We start from the raw sequence: 15,482 nt of genomic DNA on the forward strand, positions 1-15,482 counted from the left end.
CACTTCTACGGGCAAAGCTTTTTGAATTTATCGTATCTTCGCCTGAGAATTACGCTTCATGGGCTTACTACTTTTCTACGCTTTCCTGGCCATCTTCTTCTCCTTCATGTGTTCCATCCTGGAAGCAGTGCTGCTGAGTGTGACCCCTACCTTCATCAACCTTAAAAAGAAGGCCAAGAGGAGTTATGCCATCGCCCTGGAAGAACTCAAGGAAGATATAGACAAACCCCTGATCGCCATACTCACCCTCAATACCGTGGCCCACACCGTAGGGGCCATCCTGGTAGGTGTACAGGCAAAGGTGGCATACGCCGACCTCTATGGGGAGCGTAGTCACACTGTAATGGGATTCGCATTTACCGAAGACCTCATGGTCGGGATCGTCTCTACGGTCATGACCATCCTGATCCTGGTCGCCTCGGAGATCATTCCCAAGACCATCGGGGCGAATTACTGGAAAGCTTTGGCAGGCATTTCCACCCAGATCCTCAGGGCTATGGTGTGGACCCTGCAGGTAACCGGACTAATGTGGACCCTTCAGCTATTTACAAGACTCATTGGTAAAGATCATAAAGGAAGCATCCTCAGCAGGGAGGACTTCACGGTCATGGCAGATATGGCCGAAGAGGAAGGGGTTTTCGAGAGATCGGAATCCAAGGTGATCAAGAACCTGCTGCAGTTCGACGAGATCCTGGCCAAGGACATCATGACCCCGAGGGCGGTAATGAAGATCGCTCCGGAGGAGCAGACGATAGAAGAATTTTTCGAGAACAACCCACATCTCAGGTTCTCGAGGATCCCGATATATGGGGAATCAGTAGATATCATAACGGGTTTTGTCCTCAAGGACAATGTCATGGAAGAGATCATCAATGACAATGGGAAACTGACGCTGGGGGATATCAGAAGGGACATCCTCATTACCAAAAGGGACACCCCCATTCCTCAATTGTTCGAGAACTTTATCCGGAAACGGGAACACATAGCCCTGGTCGTGGACGAATACGGTTCGGTAAGCGGGTTGGTGACCATGGAGGACGTCATAGAGACCCTGCTGGGACTTGAGATCATGGACGAAAGTGACAATGTGGAGGACCTGCAGCTTCTGGCACGCCGCAACTGGGAAGAGCGGGCCAAAAAGACGGGGATCATAGAATAAGTTACTCAGACGCTACCTCCAAGACTTCGCCAGAAATAAAAAAAGAGCCGTACGCCTACGACTCTTATAATTATTTTGAAAACTTATATCTTCTACTAAAAATCCGCGTCTGCCCCACCTTCGCCTATAGGCTCTTTTCCGGTGCGGACATAGCCGAGTTTCAATTCTATATTGTAGCTGAAGTAAATGGGTTTCTCGTATCTCAACAGATCGATCACATTCGGATACATGGAGAGTGGATACCTCAGGTACACTAATTTGTTCCTTTTATCGTAGTGGTTTTCCGGAACCTTCCCATCCGGGTAGAAATTGACCTGAACGACAAAATCATCATCGTGATAGCACTTGACCAGGGCCCGGGGATAAACTTTGCTTTTATCACTTCCTCCGGACTGGAAATGGACCCAGTACTGGTTTATTTCGCTGGTAATCGTTTTCATGTTTAATTGGTTTAATTTCTTTTGAAAGATAACAAGTTAAAGAATAATTCCCAACTTCTTTACAGAATTGATAAAAAGCAATAAAAATCACCTCACACCTCCATTAGGCCTACTCCCCTATGTGTTCCTTGTAGAACTCAAAAGCCTGGTGGGCCACGTTCCGTCCCAGGGCCAGGCCTTCCAAATTATCAGCCTGGATGTGATATCCGCCCAGGACCCTGGAAATCCCTGCCATATTCGCAGTCTCCGTCAGGGTGGGAAAATACAGTTCTACCTCCTTCCATTCTGACTCAGGTTCCGTATAGGATCCGGCGACAAAGGGTACCCTGACTTCAAAAGTGTCCGATCCTCTGTAAAGCCTCAAAGCCTCTGCACAAGCCCCACTTACCGTGCTGTGCCCGGAAACGTAGCTCGGAAATGGAGGACAAAGGAAAGAATCAGGTGAATACGGCCTCCACTGTTCTCCTTTCATCTGGGTCCACCCCTGCTCGTATCCGGCCCATCCATCTATGGTTTTCCCCTTGAAATACTCATGAACAAGCGCATAGGGCCTTGCGTAATCGTAATGCATCTTGGAATCCCAGGAAGCGATGAAGGCATCCATGGCGGTTATTTGATTGAGGAAGTACATCTTCACGTCCTCGTCCAGGTCGTGCTCATCCATCTTGGAAATTTCCTGGGCGAAGACCAGCCAGTGCCCGGCCTGCTGTACCGATTTGGGTCCGTCCCTCATAAATTCTACAAGGGCTTTCTGTTCAACCGTGAGGTTGGCCTGCATGGCGACCACTTCCTCCACCTCCTTCTGTAGTTGCTCGGAGCCATATAAAGGAGGGGGTGGAGACCTGAACTGATCTGCCGATTCCAAGGTCATGGGTTCGACCTCCTGCCAGTAAGGAGTCAGACATCCGGGGGCGTAGCGTTCTCCTTCCAGGCTGATAAAATACTTGGGCTGCCAGCGGTTGATATCACTGTTGTCGTCCACGGAATTTACCGGCTGGTATCCGGTATAGTCGAAATAGGGTGGGTTGCCTTCCGCTTCCTCTCCGTACTGGTTGGCGCCATCCCCTTTGCGACTCTCAATGACCGCCTTGGCGGCGAGGTACCCAACACCGGCGGGTGAACCCTGATCCAGGTCCTTTACTTCCGGATCCAACCCAAGATCTTTCATTCGTTCCTTAAAGTAGAGGGAGTCACTGAAATAATATTCCTTCATGGCGTAATAGGCCGCATAGGAGATCGCGATCTCCTTGTCCCTTAAGGAACCCTCCCGTTTTGGTATGTTTTCCAGATAAACCGGTTTTGCCTTCTCATCATAGGTGGCCCAGGCATCAAAGACCGCCGTAAAGATCAGGCCCAGGTATCGGGAGGTGATCGTTGGACGTGGCAAAAAGCGTTCGGTGTCCCTGGCTGTGGCCTCCAGGGCCACTTTTCCCCAGTAGTATGCCACATTGTTTTCCCCCACAGGATCAGGCAGACCAGTGATTGACTTACTCTTATTGGCAGTATCACAGGATAAAATGAGGAGAAATAAAAAAAGTACGGTTAGGTTTTTTGATCTCATAATTCACATTGAGGAAATAAATTTACAAATTCTGTTCTTTTGCCTGGCCTGTAAATTTCCTCAATTTCAGGAGGTTTAAAAAATGATATATATCATTTAAAGTACAATGGAAGCAGGAGCATCCATCCCATCTTCTTTTGTAAATCTTAGGGATTTTCTTTCAATCTCTTAAATCCACAGAATACATAATTCTGCAAATTACCGGAGGGCGTCTTATGGTCTACCGTAAAGCACTGGATATTTTTGAAATACTTCTTGAAAAGTTCTGACATGCTAAGAGCCGAATACTGTCTGATCTCGATTCCACTGCAGCTTTTTGGACCTCGATCTGAGAAGGTGCCTATAAACAGGATGCCTTCAGGCCGGATAGATTGCCGTGCGGTCTCCACATAATTCGAGATCTCACTTTTATCCGTCAAGAAATGGAAGGTCGCCCGGTCATGCCAAAAGTCGAATACGCCCGATGGCCTGAAGTTGGAGACGTCAGAGACCACCCATTTTACCATACCTGACAGGTCTCCGAGGCGTGCTTTAGCCCTTTCAATGGCAGTTTCCGAGATATCGAGGATGGTGACGTCCCGGTAACCCAATTTAAGCAAGTGGTCGACCAGCAAACTGTCCCCTCCCCCAATGTCTATGATCCTGGAGTCAAGGGGAAGCTTTATGGCTTCTATGAAATCCAGGGAGGTTTTAGGAACGGGCTGATACCAGCCTGCATCCTTGAGTTCTTTAGTCTGATAGACCCGCTCCCAGTGGGCTTTTCGATCGAAGTTATTCATCTTTTCAGTTCTCCTGAAACATCAGTTTGCCATCCACATCTTAATTCTTTCAGACGACACGAGGTTCATTAGTCCGTTTCCTGAACAACTATGAATGCGATGTATTCCGATGACGTACAAAAAGAGTACGTCCGAAAATTATTTCCCGTCCTGAAGAGGCTCTGTATCCGGCATCATCTTATTCAGGACAAAATAGACCGGACAAAATTTCGTAAGGGGACTGAGGATCTGTAATCCTCCAACGGCCACTGCGATCCAAAGAAAATTGAGGTTTTGGGTGTAGAGTGTCAACCCCGCACTGATTAGATACAATACCCCTACGATGGCATCGTGTGCCCTGACTTTAGCATGGTTGTTTTTCATTTTGCTGGTTTTTGGTCCATGTAAATTACAAAATCCCAGCAAAAGTCGTAATGGGATATTTCCCTCTTTAATCCCTTAACTTTTCTGCAACCTTATCGTACTCTTCCTGAGTCAGCACCCCGGTCCAGGTAGTGGGTTCGTTTCCGCCATAGAGCGCCAGATAGGTCACATCGCTTTGTTTTGTTGATGAATGCCAGTGCTCAGTGTCTTTTTCGCATCTGATCACATCCCCTTTTTTGAGTATAATGGGTTCTTTTCCCCTTTCCTGATAATATCCTTCACCTTCCACGTAAATCAGTATCTGCGGAGAAGCGTGTTTATGCCAGTCGAGGGTTGAATTAGCCTTGAATGTAGCTTTAGTAATGTTGTACGCAAAATCGTCATCGGCCCTCAACAAAGAGTTTAACCAGGCTTCCCCTATATAATGGGTATTGGGTGCCTTCATTCCCTCTTCCAAATAGGAGGTCACGACGTAATCTGCGCTTTGAGCCCAGAAAACCACAGGGATAATAGTGAACAAGACGGTTATCAAAGTTTTCATGTGTACGGTGATTTGGCCCTAATTTAGAACAAAATCTGCCACATGAACACCGAAATAGTTACATAAACATAGGAGAAAATATAGTCCACTTGGAGGGAGTCGCGTTCCGCATAAAGATTGAGTACCCCATTTTCCTTACTAAAAAAGCCACCCACTGATGTGGATGGCTTTGACTTTAAACCTTCAATTTCCAATTATAACATGTTTGTAACCCAGTTTTGAAAGAGTTCTTCTCATAATCAATTTGAGCATTCTTTTTCCTTGGGAAGTTTTAAAATATTTTTCTCGCCTCACCGCATCTGATTTGTACAGAAAGAATTCACAATAAATTAGCTGTAAGGGTCTACGTTTTGAAGTGCTAATTGTTCTTCCCAAATTGTGATCTATCACCCTTTTTTCCAGGTTGGTCGTGAATCCGTGATACAATAATCCATCCTTCTTACTGTACAGCACATAGACGCAATAAGGCAGTACCATGTCGAAAAATACGACCAGTATCTGAATGAATTATGCAGAAAAAGAAAAACCCATGAAAATTCATGGGTTTAATTTTAGATGGCTGTGAAGTAGAGCAAGCTCACTTCACAGCCAGGAAGTGAGCTCCGCTCTACTACTTGGTTCCCCCTGCTGAGCTAAAGGTTAAAGGTGTGGTTAATTTTCTCACCCAGCATCTATAAAAAAAAGCCATCTAATATCAGATGGCTTAACTCTTTTGGCGGAAAAGTAGAACTTCGTTCACTTTACCGCCAGGAAGTGAGCTCCGCTCTACTTCCTGGCTCCCCCTGCTGGGCTCGAACCAGCGACCCTCTGATTAACAGTCAGATGCTCTAACCAACTGAGCTAAGGAGGAATAATTCCTGTTTTAGAGGGGGCAAATATAGCGCATTCTTTCAAATCCCCCAATAGAACGGATCAATATTTTCTATTTCACAATGGCCTTGTAAATGTCATTTCCATTGGCGAACAACAAGAGGGCGATCAACAGGAAAAAGCCGGTCATCTGTGCGTACTCCATGAACTTATCACTGGGTTTCCTGCCTGAGACCATCTCGTAGAGCAGGAACATCACGTGCCCCCCATCAAGGGCCGGGATAGGCAAAATATTCATGAAGGCCAAGATGATGGAGATCAGGGCCGTGGTATTCCAGAATGCGGCCCAGTTCCAGGAGTCGGGGAACATGCTGCCTATAGCGGCAAATCCGCCTACCCCCTTATAAGCACCGGTCTCGGGATTAAATATCTTTTTAAGTTGCTTTACATACCCGGTAAGCGTGGTCACCCCTTTGTCTATCCCCGCCGGGATAGATTGGGCCAGGGAGTATTTTTTTGTCTCTAACCTGATATAACCTTCCTCGTCTAAATCGTTAAAGGTTTGGATTCCGGAGGCAACCCCTATAGTTGCTGAATCACTAATGATCACTGGTATCTCTTGTTTCCTTCCTTCTCTTTCAACGGTCAATACCGTTTCCTGCCCAGCATATTTCCCGAGGATACTTTTTGCCTCATCCCAATAGAAGATTGGATCTTCCCCTATTTCAATTACCTTGTCCTTTACCTGTAAACCGGAATCCTTGTTCGCGGAATTCTCTGAAATTGCACCGATCACAAACGGTATTCTCGGGCTCAGAAAACGGACCTTCTCTTCATCCTCCAGTAAGGTGGCAATGAAATCGATGGGGATCTCCTTTTCTATGACCTCCCCATCGCGTTCAATGGTGATGGAATTTCCATTGACTATCTCCAGGAAAAGTCCGTCAAAAGTCTCTACCGTATTTCCATCTACCGCGAGGATTTTATCTCCTGTCTGTATCCCAAGCTTATTTCCAATGTTCTCCTCTTTGACCCATACACCACCCTTCAGGCTATCCATGGGTATGAATTGTTCCCCATAGGCATATGCCATCCCTATGTAGATGACCACGGCGAGGATAAAATTGACCGTGACACCGCCAAGCATGATGATCAGTCGCTGCCAGGAGGGCTTGCTTCTGAATTCCCAGGGTTTCGGAGGCTGTTGCATTTGTTCCTTGTCCATGCTCTCATCGATCATCCCGGAGATCTTTACATAACCACCAAGAGGCAGCCACCCTATTCCGTAGACCGTCTCCCCGATCTTCTTTTTAAAGAGGGAGAATTTAATGTCGAAAAAGAGATAGAACTTCTCAACCCGGGTCTTGAAGATCTTGGCAGGGATGAAATGGCCAAGCTCGTGCAGGATGATGAGCAGGGAAAGGCTCATAAAGAATTGTATGGTCTGTATGACGATGGGATTCATTAAAATCGTATTAGACCCACAAAAGTACGTTTTCCCATAGTCTTATAAAAAGAAACTCCCAGCGGGGTCCGTTTTTTTATGAAAGTTTTAGCAGCCCAGGTCTCCCCGAAGTTTTGATTGGCTTGTTCTCCTGCAGTACCTTTGTAAAAAAAGAAGGATGCGCCATTTCTTCAGAAAATTCAGATTCCTGGGCCTGGTGATGCTGGGTCTTTCGGCGGTGATCGTCCTCCTTTTTTACAACGCCCTTCAGCCCAAAAGATCCCTCCCGGTCTACCAACCGGCTGATTTCAATCCGGAACTCGTGGATGATTCGGTCCGCTATGTGCGTAAATACCACACTATTGCCGACTTTTCCCTGATGAACCAGAATGGAGATACGGTCACCCAGGAGGATTACAGGGACAAGATCTATATAGCCGATTTCTTCTTTACCACCTGTCCCTCTATCTGCCCGATCATGACAGAAAATATGGTCACCATACAGGAAAAGATCCTTGATGACGAAGAGGTCATGCTGCTTAGTCACTCGGTGACCCCGGAGATCGATTCCGTGGCCCAGCTGAAAAAGTACGCTTTGGAAAAGGGGGTAGTGGACAAGAAATGGAACCTGGTGACGGGAGACAAAAAACAGATCTACGAGCTCGCCAGAAAATCCTATCTGGCCGTCAAGACAGATGGGGACGGTGGGCCCTATGACATGATCCACACGGAGAATTTCATTCTGGTAGACAAGGAAAAAAGGATACGGGGCACCTATGATGGCACGGATCCGAAGGACATGGAAAACCTCCTGAAAGACCTGGATATCCTGAAAGCCTCCTACCAAAGACCCTGAGTCCCCTCAATTTAAAGAGGCCCCGTTCGGCCAGAACTACTAAAACCGGGATTACTTCTGTTATTCTATTTTTTTCACTTACTTTTGTGCTTACTTAAAATCAATCTAAATAAGAATTGAGCACAACCGTAGTCGACCTTAAAATGGGACAAAGAGGGATCATCAAGGAATGTGCTGATGATATCCTGCCCATCAAACTGCTCGAATTGGGGTGCTTACCGGGCAATGAAATCGAAATGATACAGATTGCACCTCTCAGGGACCCCATCTATGTAAACGTAAATGGTTCTCATATCGCTATCAGGAGGTCTACCGCCCGTTTGATTCTTGTAGATATTCTCGAAGACGCATAGCCCCTCATGAGCAAGAACATCAATGTCGCACTCATCGGAAACCCCAATACCGGGAAAACCTCCGTCTTCAATCAACTCACCGGTCTGAAGCAAAAGGTCGGGAATTATCCCGGGATCACGGTCGAGAAAAAAGAAGGTGTCTGCAAACTGCCAAGGGGTGTAAAAGCTCATATCCTGGACCTTCCCGGCACCTACAGCCTCAACACTACCTCCCTGGATGAAAGTGTGGTCGTGGAACTCCTCCTAAATCGGAACGACAAGGATTTCCCGGACGTTGTCGTCGTGATCAGCGACGTGGAGAACCTCAAACGCAACCTCCTGCTCTTCACCCAGATCAAGGACCTGAGGATCCCCGCTATCCTGGTGATCAACATGGCCGACCGGATGAGGCGAAAGGGAATTACCCTGGATGTCGCATTGCTGGAGAAGAAACTCGATACGAAGATCGCTCTGGTAAGTATGAGAAAGAATACCGGGATCGAGAAGATCAAAGAACTGATTGCGGACTACAAGAACCTTTCCACCAAACCCAATGTAGACACTACCGTGATCGCCCCCGATTATTTTGAAAGGTTGAAAAAGACCTTTCCCAATGAGGACCTCTACAAACTCTGGCTGGTCATCACCCAGGACGTGAACTTTATGCCCATTGAAAAAAAGACCATCCCGGATACGAGTTCTTTCAGTACCAAGTCTAAATCCGAACTCAAACGCCTCCAGCAAAAAGAGACCATCCTCAGGTACCAGTTCATTAACGGGATCCTGAAGGAAGCCTATAAAGTAGACCTCAAGGTAGCGAGGGGATTTAGGGCAACCCTGGACAAGATTCTCACCCACAAGGTATTCGGATACCTTATCTTCTTTATCATTTTGCTGACCATTTTCCAGGCCATTTACGATTGGAGCAGCTATCCGATGGACTTTATAGACGAACAGTTCGCAGCCGCGAGTGAATGGGTAAAGGACAGCCTGCCTCCCGGCGTTTTTACTAACCTGATCGCGGAAGGCATCCTGGCCGGTATAGGGGGCATTGTCATTTTTATTCCCCAGATCGCCTTTCTCTTTCTCTTTATTTCCCTGTTGGAAGAATCCGGTTATATGAGCAGGGTGGTATTTCTGATGGACAGGGTGATGCGGCCCTTCGGCCTTAGCGGAAAAAGCGTGGTTCCCCTGATCTCCGGAACGGCCTGTGCCATCCCGGCGGTGATGGCCACCAGGAACATAGAGAACTGGAAGGAGCGGCTGATCACCATCCTGGTGACCCCGTTCACGACCTGTTCCGCCAGGCTTCCCGTATACCTGATCATCATTGCCCTGGTCATCCCGGAAGGCAGGTTCATCGGCCTTAGCTATCAGGCGCTTACCCTGATGCTCCTGTATCTCATCGGGTTTATGGCCGCATTATTCTCGGCCATGATCCTCCACAAGATCCTGGATATAAAGAGCCGTAGTTTTTTTGTGATCGAAATGCCGAATTACAAACTTCCCCTGCTAAAAAATGTGGCCTACACGGTGATCGAAAAGACAAAGAGTTTTGTCTACGGGGCCGGGAAGATCATCCTGGCCATTTCTATCGTCTTGTGGTTCCTGGGCTCGAACGGGTACTCCGACCGGTTCACTAAGGCTGAAGACCTGGTAAAACAACGCATTTCCGAAAAAGGGTTTACCGTCTACAACCAGGAAGATATTTCAAAAAAGATGGAGGCCTACCGGGAAACCCTTGAAGACCGTCAGGCAATGGACAGGTCTCAATTGCTCGATTCCCTGGCCCTAAAAAAAGATTCCCTCGAAAAAAGAGCGGTAAGGCAGGAGATAGCCAGTTTTAAATTGGAGAATTCCTACATCGGCAACATCGGGAAAGCCATAGAGCCTCTGGTGAAGCCTTTGGGGTACGACTGGAAGATCGGGATCGCGGTCCTGACCTCCTTCGCAGCCAGGGAGGTCTTTGTGGGAACTCTGGCGACCATCTACAGCGTGGGCAATGACGAAGAAGAGACCATCAAGAACCGAATGGCTGCCGAAGTGAATCCTGGAACAGATAAACCTCTTTTCAACCTCGCTTCAGGTATATCCCTTCTCCTGTTCTATGCCTTCGCCATGCAATGCATGAGTACACTGGCCGTGGTAAAGCGGGAGACCAACAGCTGGAAATGGCCTTTGGCTCAATTGTCGATCATGAGTACTTTTGCGTATATTATAGCTTTGGTGGCTTATCAAATCCTGAAATAGCATGATGAGTCTGCAATCCATCCTGGTATATCTCACCCTAGCCGTGGCACTCGGATATTTGATCAACCGCTTTGTCCTTCCGAAAAAGCTGAGGATCGGTAAGAAGAACTCATCGGCAGATTGCGGTAAGGACGATTGTGGATGCCATTGACCTCAGACGATCTCCTCAATAAACGAATAGAAAAGCAAGGCCCACCCCGACAGCAGAAGCAACCCGCCCAAAGGGGTGACCGGACCCAGGAACTTCCATTTCCTCCCTTTGGCCCCGGTGATACAAAGGCCGTATATGCTAAAGGAAAAAAGGAGGGTCCCGAAGATAAAGCAATAAGCCAGATACGATTCAAGGGGGGTGTTAAATCCCAGGTTAAACCCGAGAACGATCAGCAACAGGCCGTGGTACATCTGGTATTTCACCCCTGTCTCAAAGCTTTTGAGTTGTTCCTCGTCAAATGATTTCTTCAGGGCGTGTGCCCCGAATGCCCCGAAAAGAACCGCCAGGAATCCGTATAGGGCCCCGACCACCTGAACCAATAAGATCATAACAACATATTTATCCAAAGGTACTCATAAAGCCTTTTTTGGCCTTTTTAAAAAGTTGAAAATCGTATCTTTCCGCTTCACAATTCAAAGCCTTATGAGAATTTTCTGTTTTATGGGTCTATTGCTGCTCGTTATTTCGTGTGGCCCCGCTAAGAACAATGCCTCCGCTACAGATACTAGCCTTGATCAGACGCTACAGCTGAAGAACCGGGTGACGATCTCCCTCCTTGACAGGATCAGGCAGAAGCCAGGAGTGATCGTCCGAAATGGAGTGCCCATTATCAATAAGACCAGCAATTCTCTTATAAACAGTCCTACCGATATCTCAGATTTCGGGGGAGGCAGCCCGGAGCCTTTATATGTCCTCAATGGCTACATTGTAGGGAATTCATTCCGGGATATAGATCGAATGATTGATAATACCATGGTGAAGGAAATAATCGTTCTGACCGGTTCCGATGCCTCAGAATACGGGTCCCGGGGTGCGCAGGGAGTCATTAAGATCACTACTGAATAGACTTCGGTATTTCCCATTCTACTTCCCCGATTCATTTTTGCACCCTATGGTTATAGGATGCCATGGATTGATTCATTCGGTTTTTTTATCTACTTTCCTCAGATAAACTTCCAAAAATGAAAACATTCTATATTCTGGTGCTCCTCCTTGTAACCGGTTTGGCTACAGGACAGGGGACTCAGCTCCTCAGGCAGCCCACCATTTCCGACGAGAAAATCGTCTTTGTCTACGCCAATGACCTCTGGATCGTACCGGTCTCAGGTGGACAGGCGCAGCGTCTGACCAGCAATGAGGGTTACGAATTCTCTCCCCATTTCTCGGATGACGGGTCCTGGATCGCCTTTACCGCAGAATATGACGGCAACAGTGATGTCTATATCATCCCGGTGGGAGGTGGGGAACCCAAAAGACTTACCTGGCATCCCGGTGACGATGTGGTACAGGGCTGGACCCCCGATGGAAAAGTACTGTTCCGTTCAGGCAGGGAAGCGCGCCCCACGCAGACCAATAAACTTTATACCGTTTCACCTGAAGGTGGATTGCCCCAGGCAATCGCTGTTCCCCGTGCGGCCTATGGGGAGATCTCTCAGGACGGGAAATATGTAGCCTATACCCCGATCACTTCATGGGATCCCGAATGGAGGAACTATCGCGGTGGACAGGCCATGCCTATCTGGATCGTCGATCTGGCCACGGGTTCTTTGCAAAGAACCCCCCAGCCTACCGCGGAAAGGCACCTCGACCCGGTCTGGTACAACGGCAAGGTCTTCTATCTCTCCGAGCGCGATCTGGCCAGCAATATCTGGTCCTTTGATCCCGCAACGGGACAGGAACAACAACATACCTTCCACAAAAAGTTTGATGTAAAAAGCCTGGATTCAGGCCCGGGAAGCATCGTGTATGAACAAGGCGGCTATCTCCATATCCTGAACCCGGAAACCAATGCCACAAGCCAGCTCGTTGTGGAGGTCAGAGGGGATATGAATTTCGCAAGGCCCCGGTGGGAAGAGGCCAATGGCAATGATCTCGGGAATGCGGGCATATCGCCCAGTGGAAAAAGGGCCCTTTTCGAATACAGGGGGGAGGTCTTCAGCATTCCTAAAGAGAAAGGGACGTATCGAAACCTCTCCAATTCCCCGGGGGTCGCAGACCGCTACCCGGTATGGTCCCCCCAGGGAGACAAGATCGCCTGGTTTTCGGACGCAAGCGGGGAATATCAACTGGTGGTCACTGACCAGGAAGGACAACAATCCAGGAGTTACCCTCTTCCGAACCCCACTTTTTATTTCCAGCCAGACTGGTCTCCGGACGGAAACTATATCGCCTATTCCGATACGGATTACAACATCTGGATCATAGAACTCGGCAATGGAAGTGTTTATAAGGCCGCGACGGACCGATATGCCCATCCCGACAGGACCATGAACCCTGTCTGGTCACCGGACAGCCGGTGGATCGCCTATTCCAAGCAACTCAACAGTCATTTCAAAGCGGTATTTGCCTACGATGTTCAATCCAAAAAAGAATGGCAACTCACCGATGGGATGGCAGATGCCATCAGTCCTGTCTGGGATGAAGGGGGAGAATACCTATACTTCCTGGCCAGCACCAATTACGGCCTGCAATCGGGCTGGCTCGACATGAGTTCCTATGACCCCCAGGTAACGCGTAGGCTCTACGCTCTGGTCCTTTCGGCCTCCGGAAAAGCTCCCAACCTTCCAGAATCAGATGAGGAGAAAAAGGCTGACACTCCGGATCCTGCAGAGAAGAAAAGCAAGAAAAAGGGAGAGGATGAAGAAGCCGATAAGAAGGTCGTTGTCAAAATAGATCCCCAGGGTATTTATTCCCGTATCATCCCCCTGGAACTGGCAGAACGAAATTATGTGTCCCTTGCCAAAGGGCCAAAACACCAGTTGTTCATAGCCGAAAATGTCCCGAACGAACGAAATCTCAAGATTCATTCCTACGACGTCAAAAAAGAGAAGGCAGAGGAATTCGCCACCAATATTTCAGAATTCATCCCTTCCTCAGACCGGAAGAACGTCTTGCTGAGACAAAATGGGGCCTGGTTCATTTCAGAGACCAAAGGCAGCTTTAAAAACAGTGAAGGAAAACTGGATACAAATATCAAGCTGAAGGTGGACCCACAGGCGGAGTATAAACAGATCTTCAAAGAAGGCTGGAGGTTTATGAGGGATTTTCTCTATGTGGACAATGTTCACGGGGCCCCTTGGGACCTTATCTACCAATGGTATTCCCCCTGGATAGACCATGTGCGTCACCGGACGGACCTGAACTATGTAGTGGATATCATGAGTGGAGAAGTGGCGATCGGGCACTCCTATGTGTCCGGGGGCGACTTCCCCGATATTGAAAATGTTCCCGTGGGCCTGCTGGGTTGCGAACTGGAGGTGTCTGATGGCCTGTACAAAATATCCAAGATTTATACAGGAGAACAATGGAATCCGGACCTCGACGCCCCCCTTCACCTCCCCGGCATCGATGTGAAGACAGGAGACTACATCCTGGCGATTAATGGGAAGAAACTGACCTCGGCGATCAATCCGTACAGCTTGCTCGAACAGACCGCAGAGCGGGAAATACAACTGACCATTTCATCGACTCCCGACGCCGGTGGGGCCAGAGAGATTCTGATCAGACCTGTGCGCAATGAGTATATGCTCAGGACTATGGACTGGATCGAAGGCAACCGTCGGAAAGTAGATGCCCTTTCAGGAGGCAAATTGGCCTACGTATATGTCCCAAATACAGGTGGCAGGGGCTTTGAGTATTTCAACCGGTATTACTTTTCACAACAGGACAAGAAAGGGGTGATCATTGACGAGCGGAATAATGGGGGTGGATCGGCCGCAGACTATATGATCGACATCATGGACCGCACCCTCCTGGGATACTTCAATAGCAAGGCGAACGACAATCGTCCCTGGACCACCCCTATGGCCGGAATATGGGGCCCTAAGGTGATGATCATCAACGAAAGGGCAGGTTCGGGAGGGGATCTGCTCCCCTATATGTTCAAGGCCAAAAATCTGGGTCCGCTTGTAGGTACGCGCACATGGGGTGGACTGGTAGGCACCTGGGACACACCCCGGTTCATAGATGGTGGCCGCATGGTGGCCCCTCGGGGAGGTTTCTTCGATGTTAATGGAAAATGGGCCGTAGAGGGTGAAGGGGTTGCACCGGATATTGAGGTGATACAGGATCCTAAAAAAGTGCTTGACGGAGGGGACCCCCAACTGGAAAGAAGTGTGCAGGAAGCTATGAGGCTATTAGAGACACAGGAGTTCTTCCTGAAACCTGAGCCAGAGGCGCCTGTACGCTGGATGAGACCACCCGGTTATTTGGAGAGTAAGGATTAGGATTACAGGCTGACCTTTACTGCCTGGTCAGAAGAAAGGGAAAAGGAACACTCCCGAAAACTGGGAGGCCCGAAGGTTTTCATCTTTGCGTTGGAGAATCCGAAGGGTTCCTTCGGGATTCCCAGTCAGTTGGTGTCCAGGCTGTTGTTCCCATACTCATCGTGGAAAACGGCCAGCGCATACTCACCACTTGGCAGATCTTGGATCCTGATAAGGGTGTTTCTGGCGACTGCCCTGGTCTGTCCTATTTGTAAACTCCTTCGAATTTAAGAAAACCCTCCGCCTTGTTGTACACGGCTACATTGATGTTCCCAATAGACGACTGTACACCCTGTACCTCCACGATGAGTTCGTTCTGGGATAACCCTGTAAGAGGGAAGAGGAATAAAGAATGAGGAGGTATTTGGTCATTTCATCAGGATTTACTGGGACCTAAACGGAGATGTACTATGCATAAGTATCCTATAGGACCGAATTTATTTGCCTGAAAAATGCTAAAACTTAACCCCC

General features: G+C 48.3%; 15 protein-coding genes, 1 tRNA gene and 1 pseudogene. 7 read left to right on the plus strand and 10 right to left on the minus strand.

Annotation, left to right across the window (positions count from 1 at the left end; genetic code table 11):
* Positions 1-58: 58 nt before the first annotated feature.
* The gene (locus GWK09_RS04235; RefSeq protein WP_163691754.1) at positions 59-1,159 is read left to right on the plus strand and encodes a CNNM domain-containing protein; all 1,101 of its coding nucleotides are present in this window, start codon (positions 59-61) and stop codon (positions 1,157-1,159) included.
* A gap of 95 nt (positions 1,160-1,254) precedes the next feature.
* Here GWK09_RS04235 and GWK09_RS04240 read toward each other — a convergent pair whose 3' ends face one another.
* From GWK09_RS04240 to rseP, 8 genes are all read right to left on the minus strand, one after another.
* Entirely contained in the window at positions 1,255-1,599 is a 345-nt protein-coding gene (locus GWK09_RS04240) for a hypothetical protein (RefSeq protein WP_163691755.1), read from the minus strand.
* A 109-nt stretch (positions 1,600-1,708) separates the two neighbouring features.
* A complete protein-coding gene (locus GWK09_RS04245; RefSeq protein ID WP_283401221.1) occupies positions 1,709-3,046 on the minus strand; it encodes a vanadium-dependent haloperoxidase in 1,338 nt (445 codons plus the stop codon).
* 260 nt (positions 3,047-3,306) lie between these two features.
* Entirely contained in the window at positions 3,307-3,939 is a 633-nt protein-coding gene (locus GWK09_RS04250) for a class I SAM-dependent methyltransferase (protein WP_163691757.1), read from the minus strand.
* 138 nt (positions 3,940-4,077) lie between these two features.
* Entirely contained in the window at positions 4,078-4,302 is a 225-nt protein-coding gene (locus GWK09_RS04255; protein ID WP_163691758.1) for a YgaP family membrane protein, read from the minus strand.
* 67 nt (positions 4,303-4,369) lie between these two features.
* A complete protein-coding gene (locus GWK09_RS04260) occupies positions 4,370-4,843 on the minus strand; it encodes a cupin domain-containing protein (RefSeq protein ID WP_163691759.1) in 474 nt (157 codons plus the stop codon).
* Between the two features lie 183 nt (positions 4,844-5,026).
* The gene (locus GWK09_RS04265) at positions 5,027-5,320 is read right to left on the minus strand and encodes a GIY-YIG nuclease family protein (RefSeq protein WP_163691760.1); all 294 of its coding nucleotides are present in this window, start codon (positions 5,318-5,320) and stop codon (positions 5,027-5,029) included.
* Positions 5,321-5,616: 296 nt separating this feature from the next.
* Positions 5,617-5,693 (minus strand) — tRNA-Asn (locus GWK09_RS04270).
* A gap of 72 nt (positions 5,694-5,765) precedes the next feature.
* Positions 5,766-7,118 (minus strand): RIP metalloprotease RseP, encoded by a 1,353-nt coding sequence (gene rseP, locus GWK09_RS04275; protein ID WP_163691761.1) that lies wholly within the window; start codon positions 7,116-7,118, stop codon positions 5,766-5,768.
* A gap of 157 nt (positions 7,119-7,275) precedes the next feature.
* On the opposite strand from rseP, the gene GWK09_RS04280 reads away from it, so the two are divergent.
* From GWK09_RS04280 to GWK09_RS04295, 4 genes are all read left to right on the plus strand, one after another.
* Positions 7,276-7,953 carry an SCO family protein gene (locus GWK09_RS04280; RefSeq protein ID WP_163691762.1) on the plus strand — a complete coding sequence of 226 codons (678 nt, stop codon included), beginning with the start codon at positions 7,276-7,278 and terminating at the stop codon, positions 7,951-7,953.
* 116 nt (positions 7,954-8,069) lie between these two features.
* Positions 8,070-8,306, plus strand: coding sequence for a FeoA family protein (locus GWK09_RS04285; protein WP_163691763.1), 237 nt, complete (start codon positions 8,070-8,072; stop codon positions 8,304-8,306).
* A 6-nt stretch (positions 8,307-8,312) separates the two neighbouring features.
* Positions 8,313-10,535 (plus strand): ferrous iron transport protein B, encoded by a 2,223-nt coding sequence (feoB, locus tag GWK09_RS04290; protein ID WP_163691764.1) that lies wholly within the window; start codon positions 8,313-8,315, stop codon positions 10,533-10,535.
* A 1-nt stretch (position 10,536) separates the two neighbouring features.
* On the plus strand, positions 10,537-10,686 hold the full coding sequence (locus tag GWK09_RS04295; RefSeq protein ID WP_163690979.1) for a hypothetical protein: 150 nt from the start codon (positions 10,537-10,539) through the stop codon (positions 10,684-10,686).
* Positions 10,687-10,688: 2 nt separating this feature from the next.
* Here the strand turns inward: GWK09_RS04295 and GWK09_RS04300 are convergent, their stop codons facing one another.
* On the minus strand, positions 10,689-11,075 hold the full coding sequence (locus GWK09_RS04300; RefSeq protein ID WP_163691765.1) for a DUF423 domain-containing protein: 387 nt from the start codon (positions 11,073-11,075) through the stop codon (positions 10,689-10,691).
* A gap of 94 nt (positions 11,076-11,169) precedes the next feature.
* Here GWK09_RS04300 and GWK09_RS04305 point away from each other — a divergent pair, with 94 nt between their 5' ends.
* The gene (locus GWK09_RS04305) at positions 11,170-11,592 is read left to right on the plus strand and encodes a TonB-dependent receptor plug domain-containing protein (protein ID WP_163691766.1); all 423 of its coding nucleotides are present in this window, start codon (positions 11,170-11,172) and stop codon (positions 11,590-11,592) included.
* 116 nt (positions 11,593-11,708) lie between these two features.
* Positions 11,709-14,972, plus strand: coding sequence for a S41 family peptidase (locus tag GWK09_RS04310; protein ID WP_163691767.1), 3,264 nt, complete (start codon positions 11,709-11,711; stop codon positions 14,970-14,972).
* A 2-nt stretch (positions 14,973-14,974) separates the two neighbouring features.
* On the opposite strand, the pseudogene GWK09_RS15020 reads toward GWK09_RS04310, so the two are convergent.
* Positions 14,975-15,238 (minus strand): annotated as a pseudogene (locus GWK09_RS15020) (DUF2141 domain-containing protein).
* Positions 15,239-15,482 lie beyond the last annotated feature (244 nt).

The organism is Muriicola jejuensis, assembly GCF_010671595.1.
Lineage (GTDB): Bacteria > Bacteroidota > Bacteroidia > Flavobacteriales > Flavobacteriaceae > Muriicola > Muriicola jejuensis.

Coding starts and splice junctions, on each gene's coding strand:
- GWK09_RS04305 (WP_163691766.1), top strand. CDS start 11,170: ATGAGAATTTTCTGTTTTATGGGTCTATTGCTGCTCGTTATTTCGTGT.
- GWK09_RS04280 (WP_163691762.1), top strand. CDS start 7,276: ATGCGCCATTTCTTCAGAAAATTCAGATTCCTGGGCCTGGTGATGCTG.
- GWK09_RS04255 (WP_163691758.1), bottom strand. CDS start 4,302: ATGAAAAACAACCATGCTAAAGTCAGGGCACACGATGCCATCGTAGGG.
- GWK09_RS04240 (WP_163691755.1), bottom strand. CDS start 1,599: ATGAAAACGATTACCAGCGAAATAAACCAGTACTGGGTCCATTTCCAG.
- GWK09_RS04265 (WP_163691760.1), bottom strand. CDS start 5,320: ATGGTACTGCCTTATTGCGTCTATGTGCTGTACAGTAAGAAGGATGGA.
- feoB (WP_163691764.1), top strand. CDS start 8,313: ATGAGCAAGAACATCAATGTCGCACTCATCGGAAACCCCAATACCGGG.
- GWK09_RS04310 (WP_163691767.1), top strand. CDS start 11,709: ATGAAAACATTCTATATTCTGGTGCTCCTCCTTGTAACCGGTTTGGCT.
- GWK09_RS04260 (WP_163691759.1), bottom strand. CDS start 4,843: ATGAAAACTTTGATAACCGTCTTGTTCACTATTATCCCTGTGGTTTTC.
- GWK09_RS04300 (WP_163691765.1), bottom strand. CDS start 11,075: ATGATCTTATTGGTTCAGGTGGTCGGGGCCCTATACGGATTCCTGGCG.
- GWK09_RS04235 (WP_163691754.1), top strand. CDS start 59: ATGGGCTTACTACTTTTCTACGCTTTCCTGGCCATCTTCTTCTCCTTC.
- GWK09_RS04250 (WP_163691757.1), bottom strand. CDS start 3,939: ATGAATAACTTCGATCGAAAAGCCCACTGGGAGCGGGTCTATCAGACT.
- GWK09_RS04295 (WP_163690979.1), top strand. CDS start 10,537: ATGATGAGTCTGCAATCCATCCTGGTATATCTCACCCTAGCCGTGGCA.
- rseP (WP_163691761.1), bottom strand. CDS start 7,118: ATGAATCCCATCGTCATACAGACCATACAATTCTTTATGAGCCTTTCC.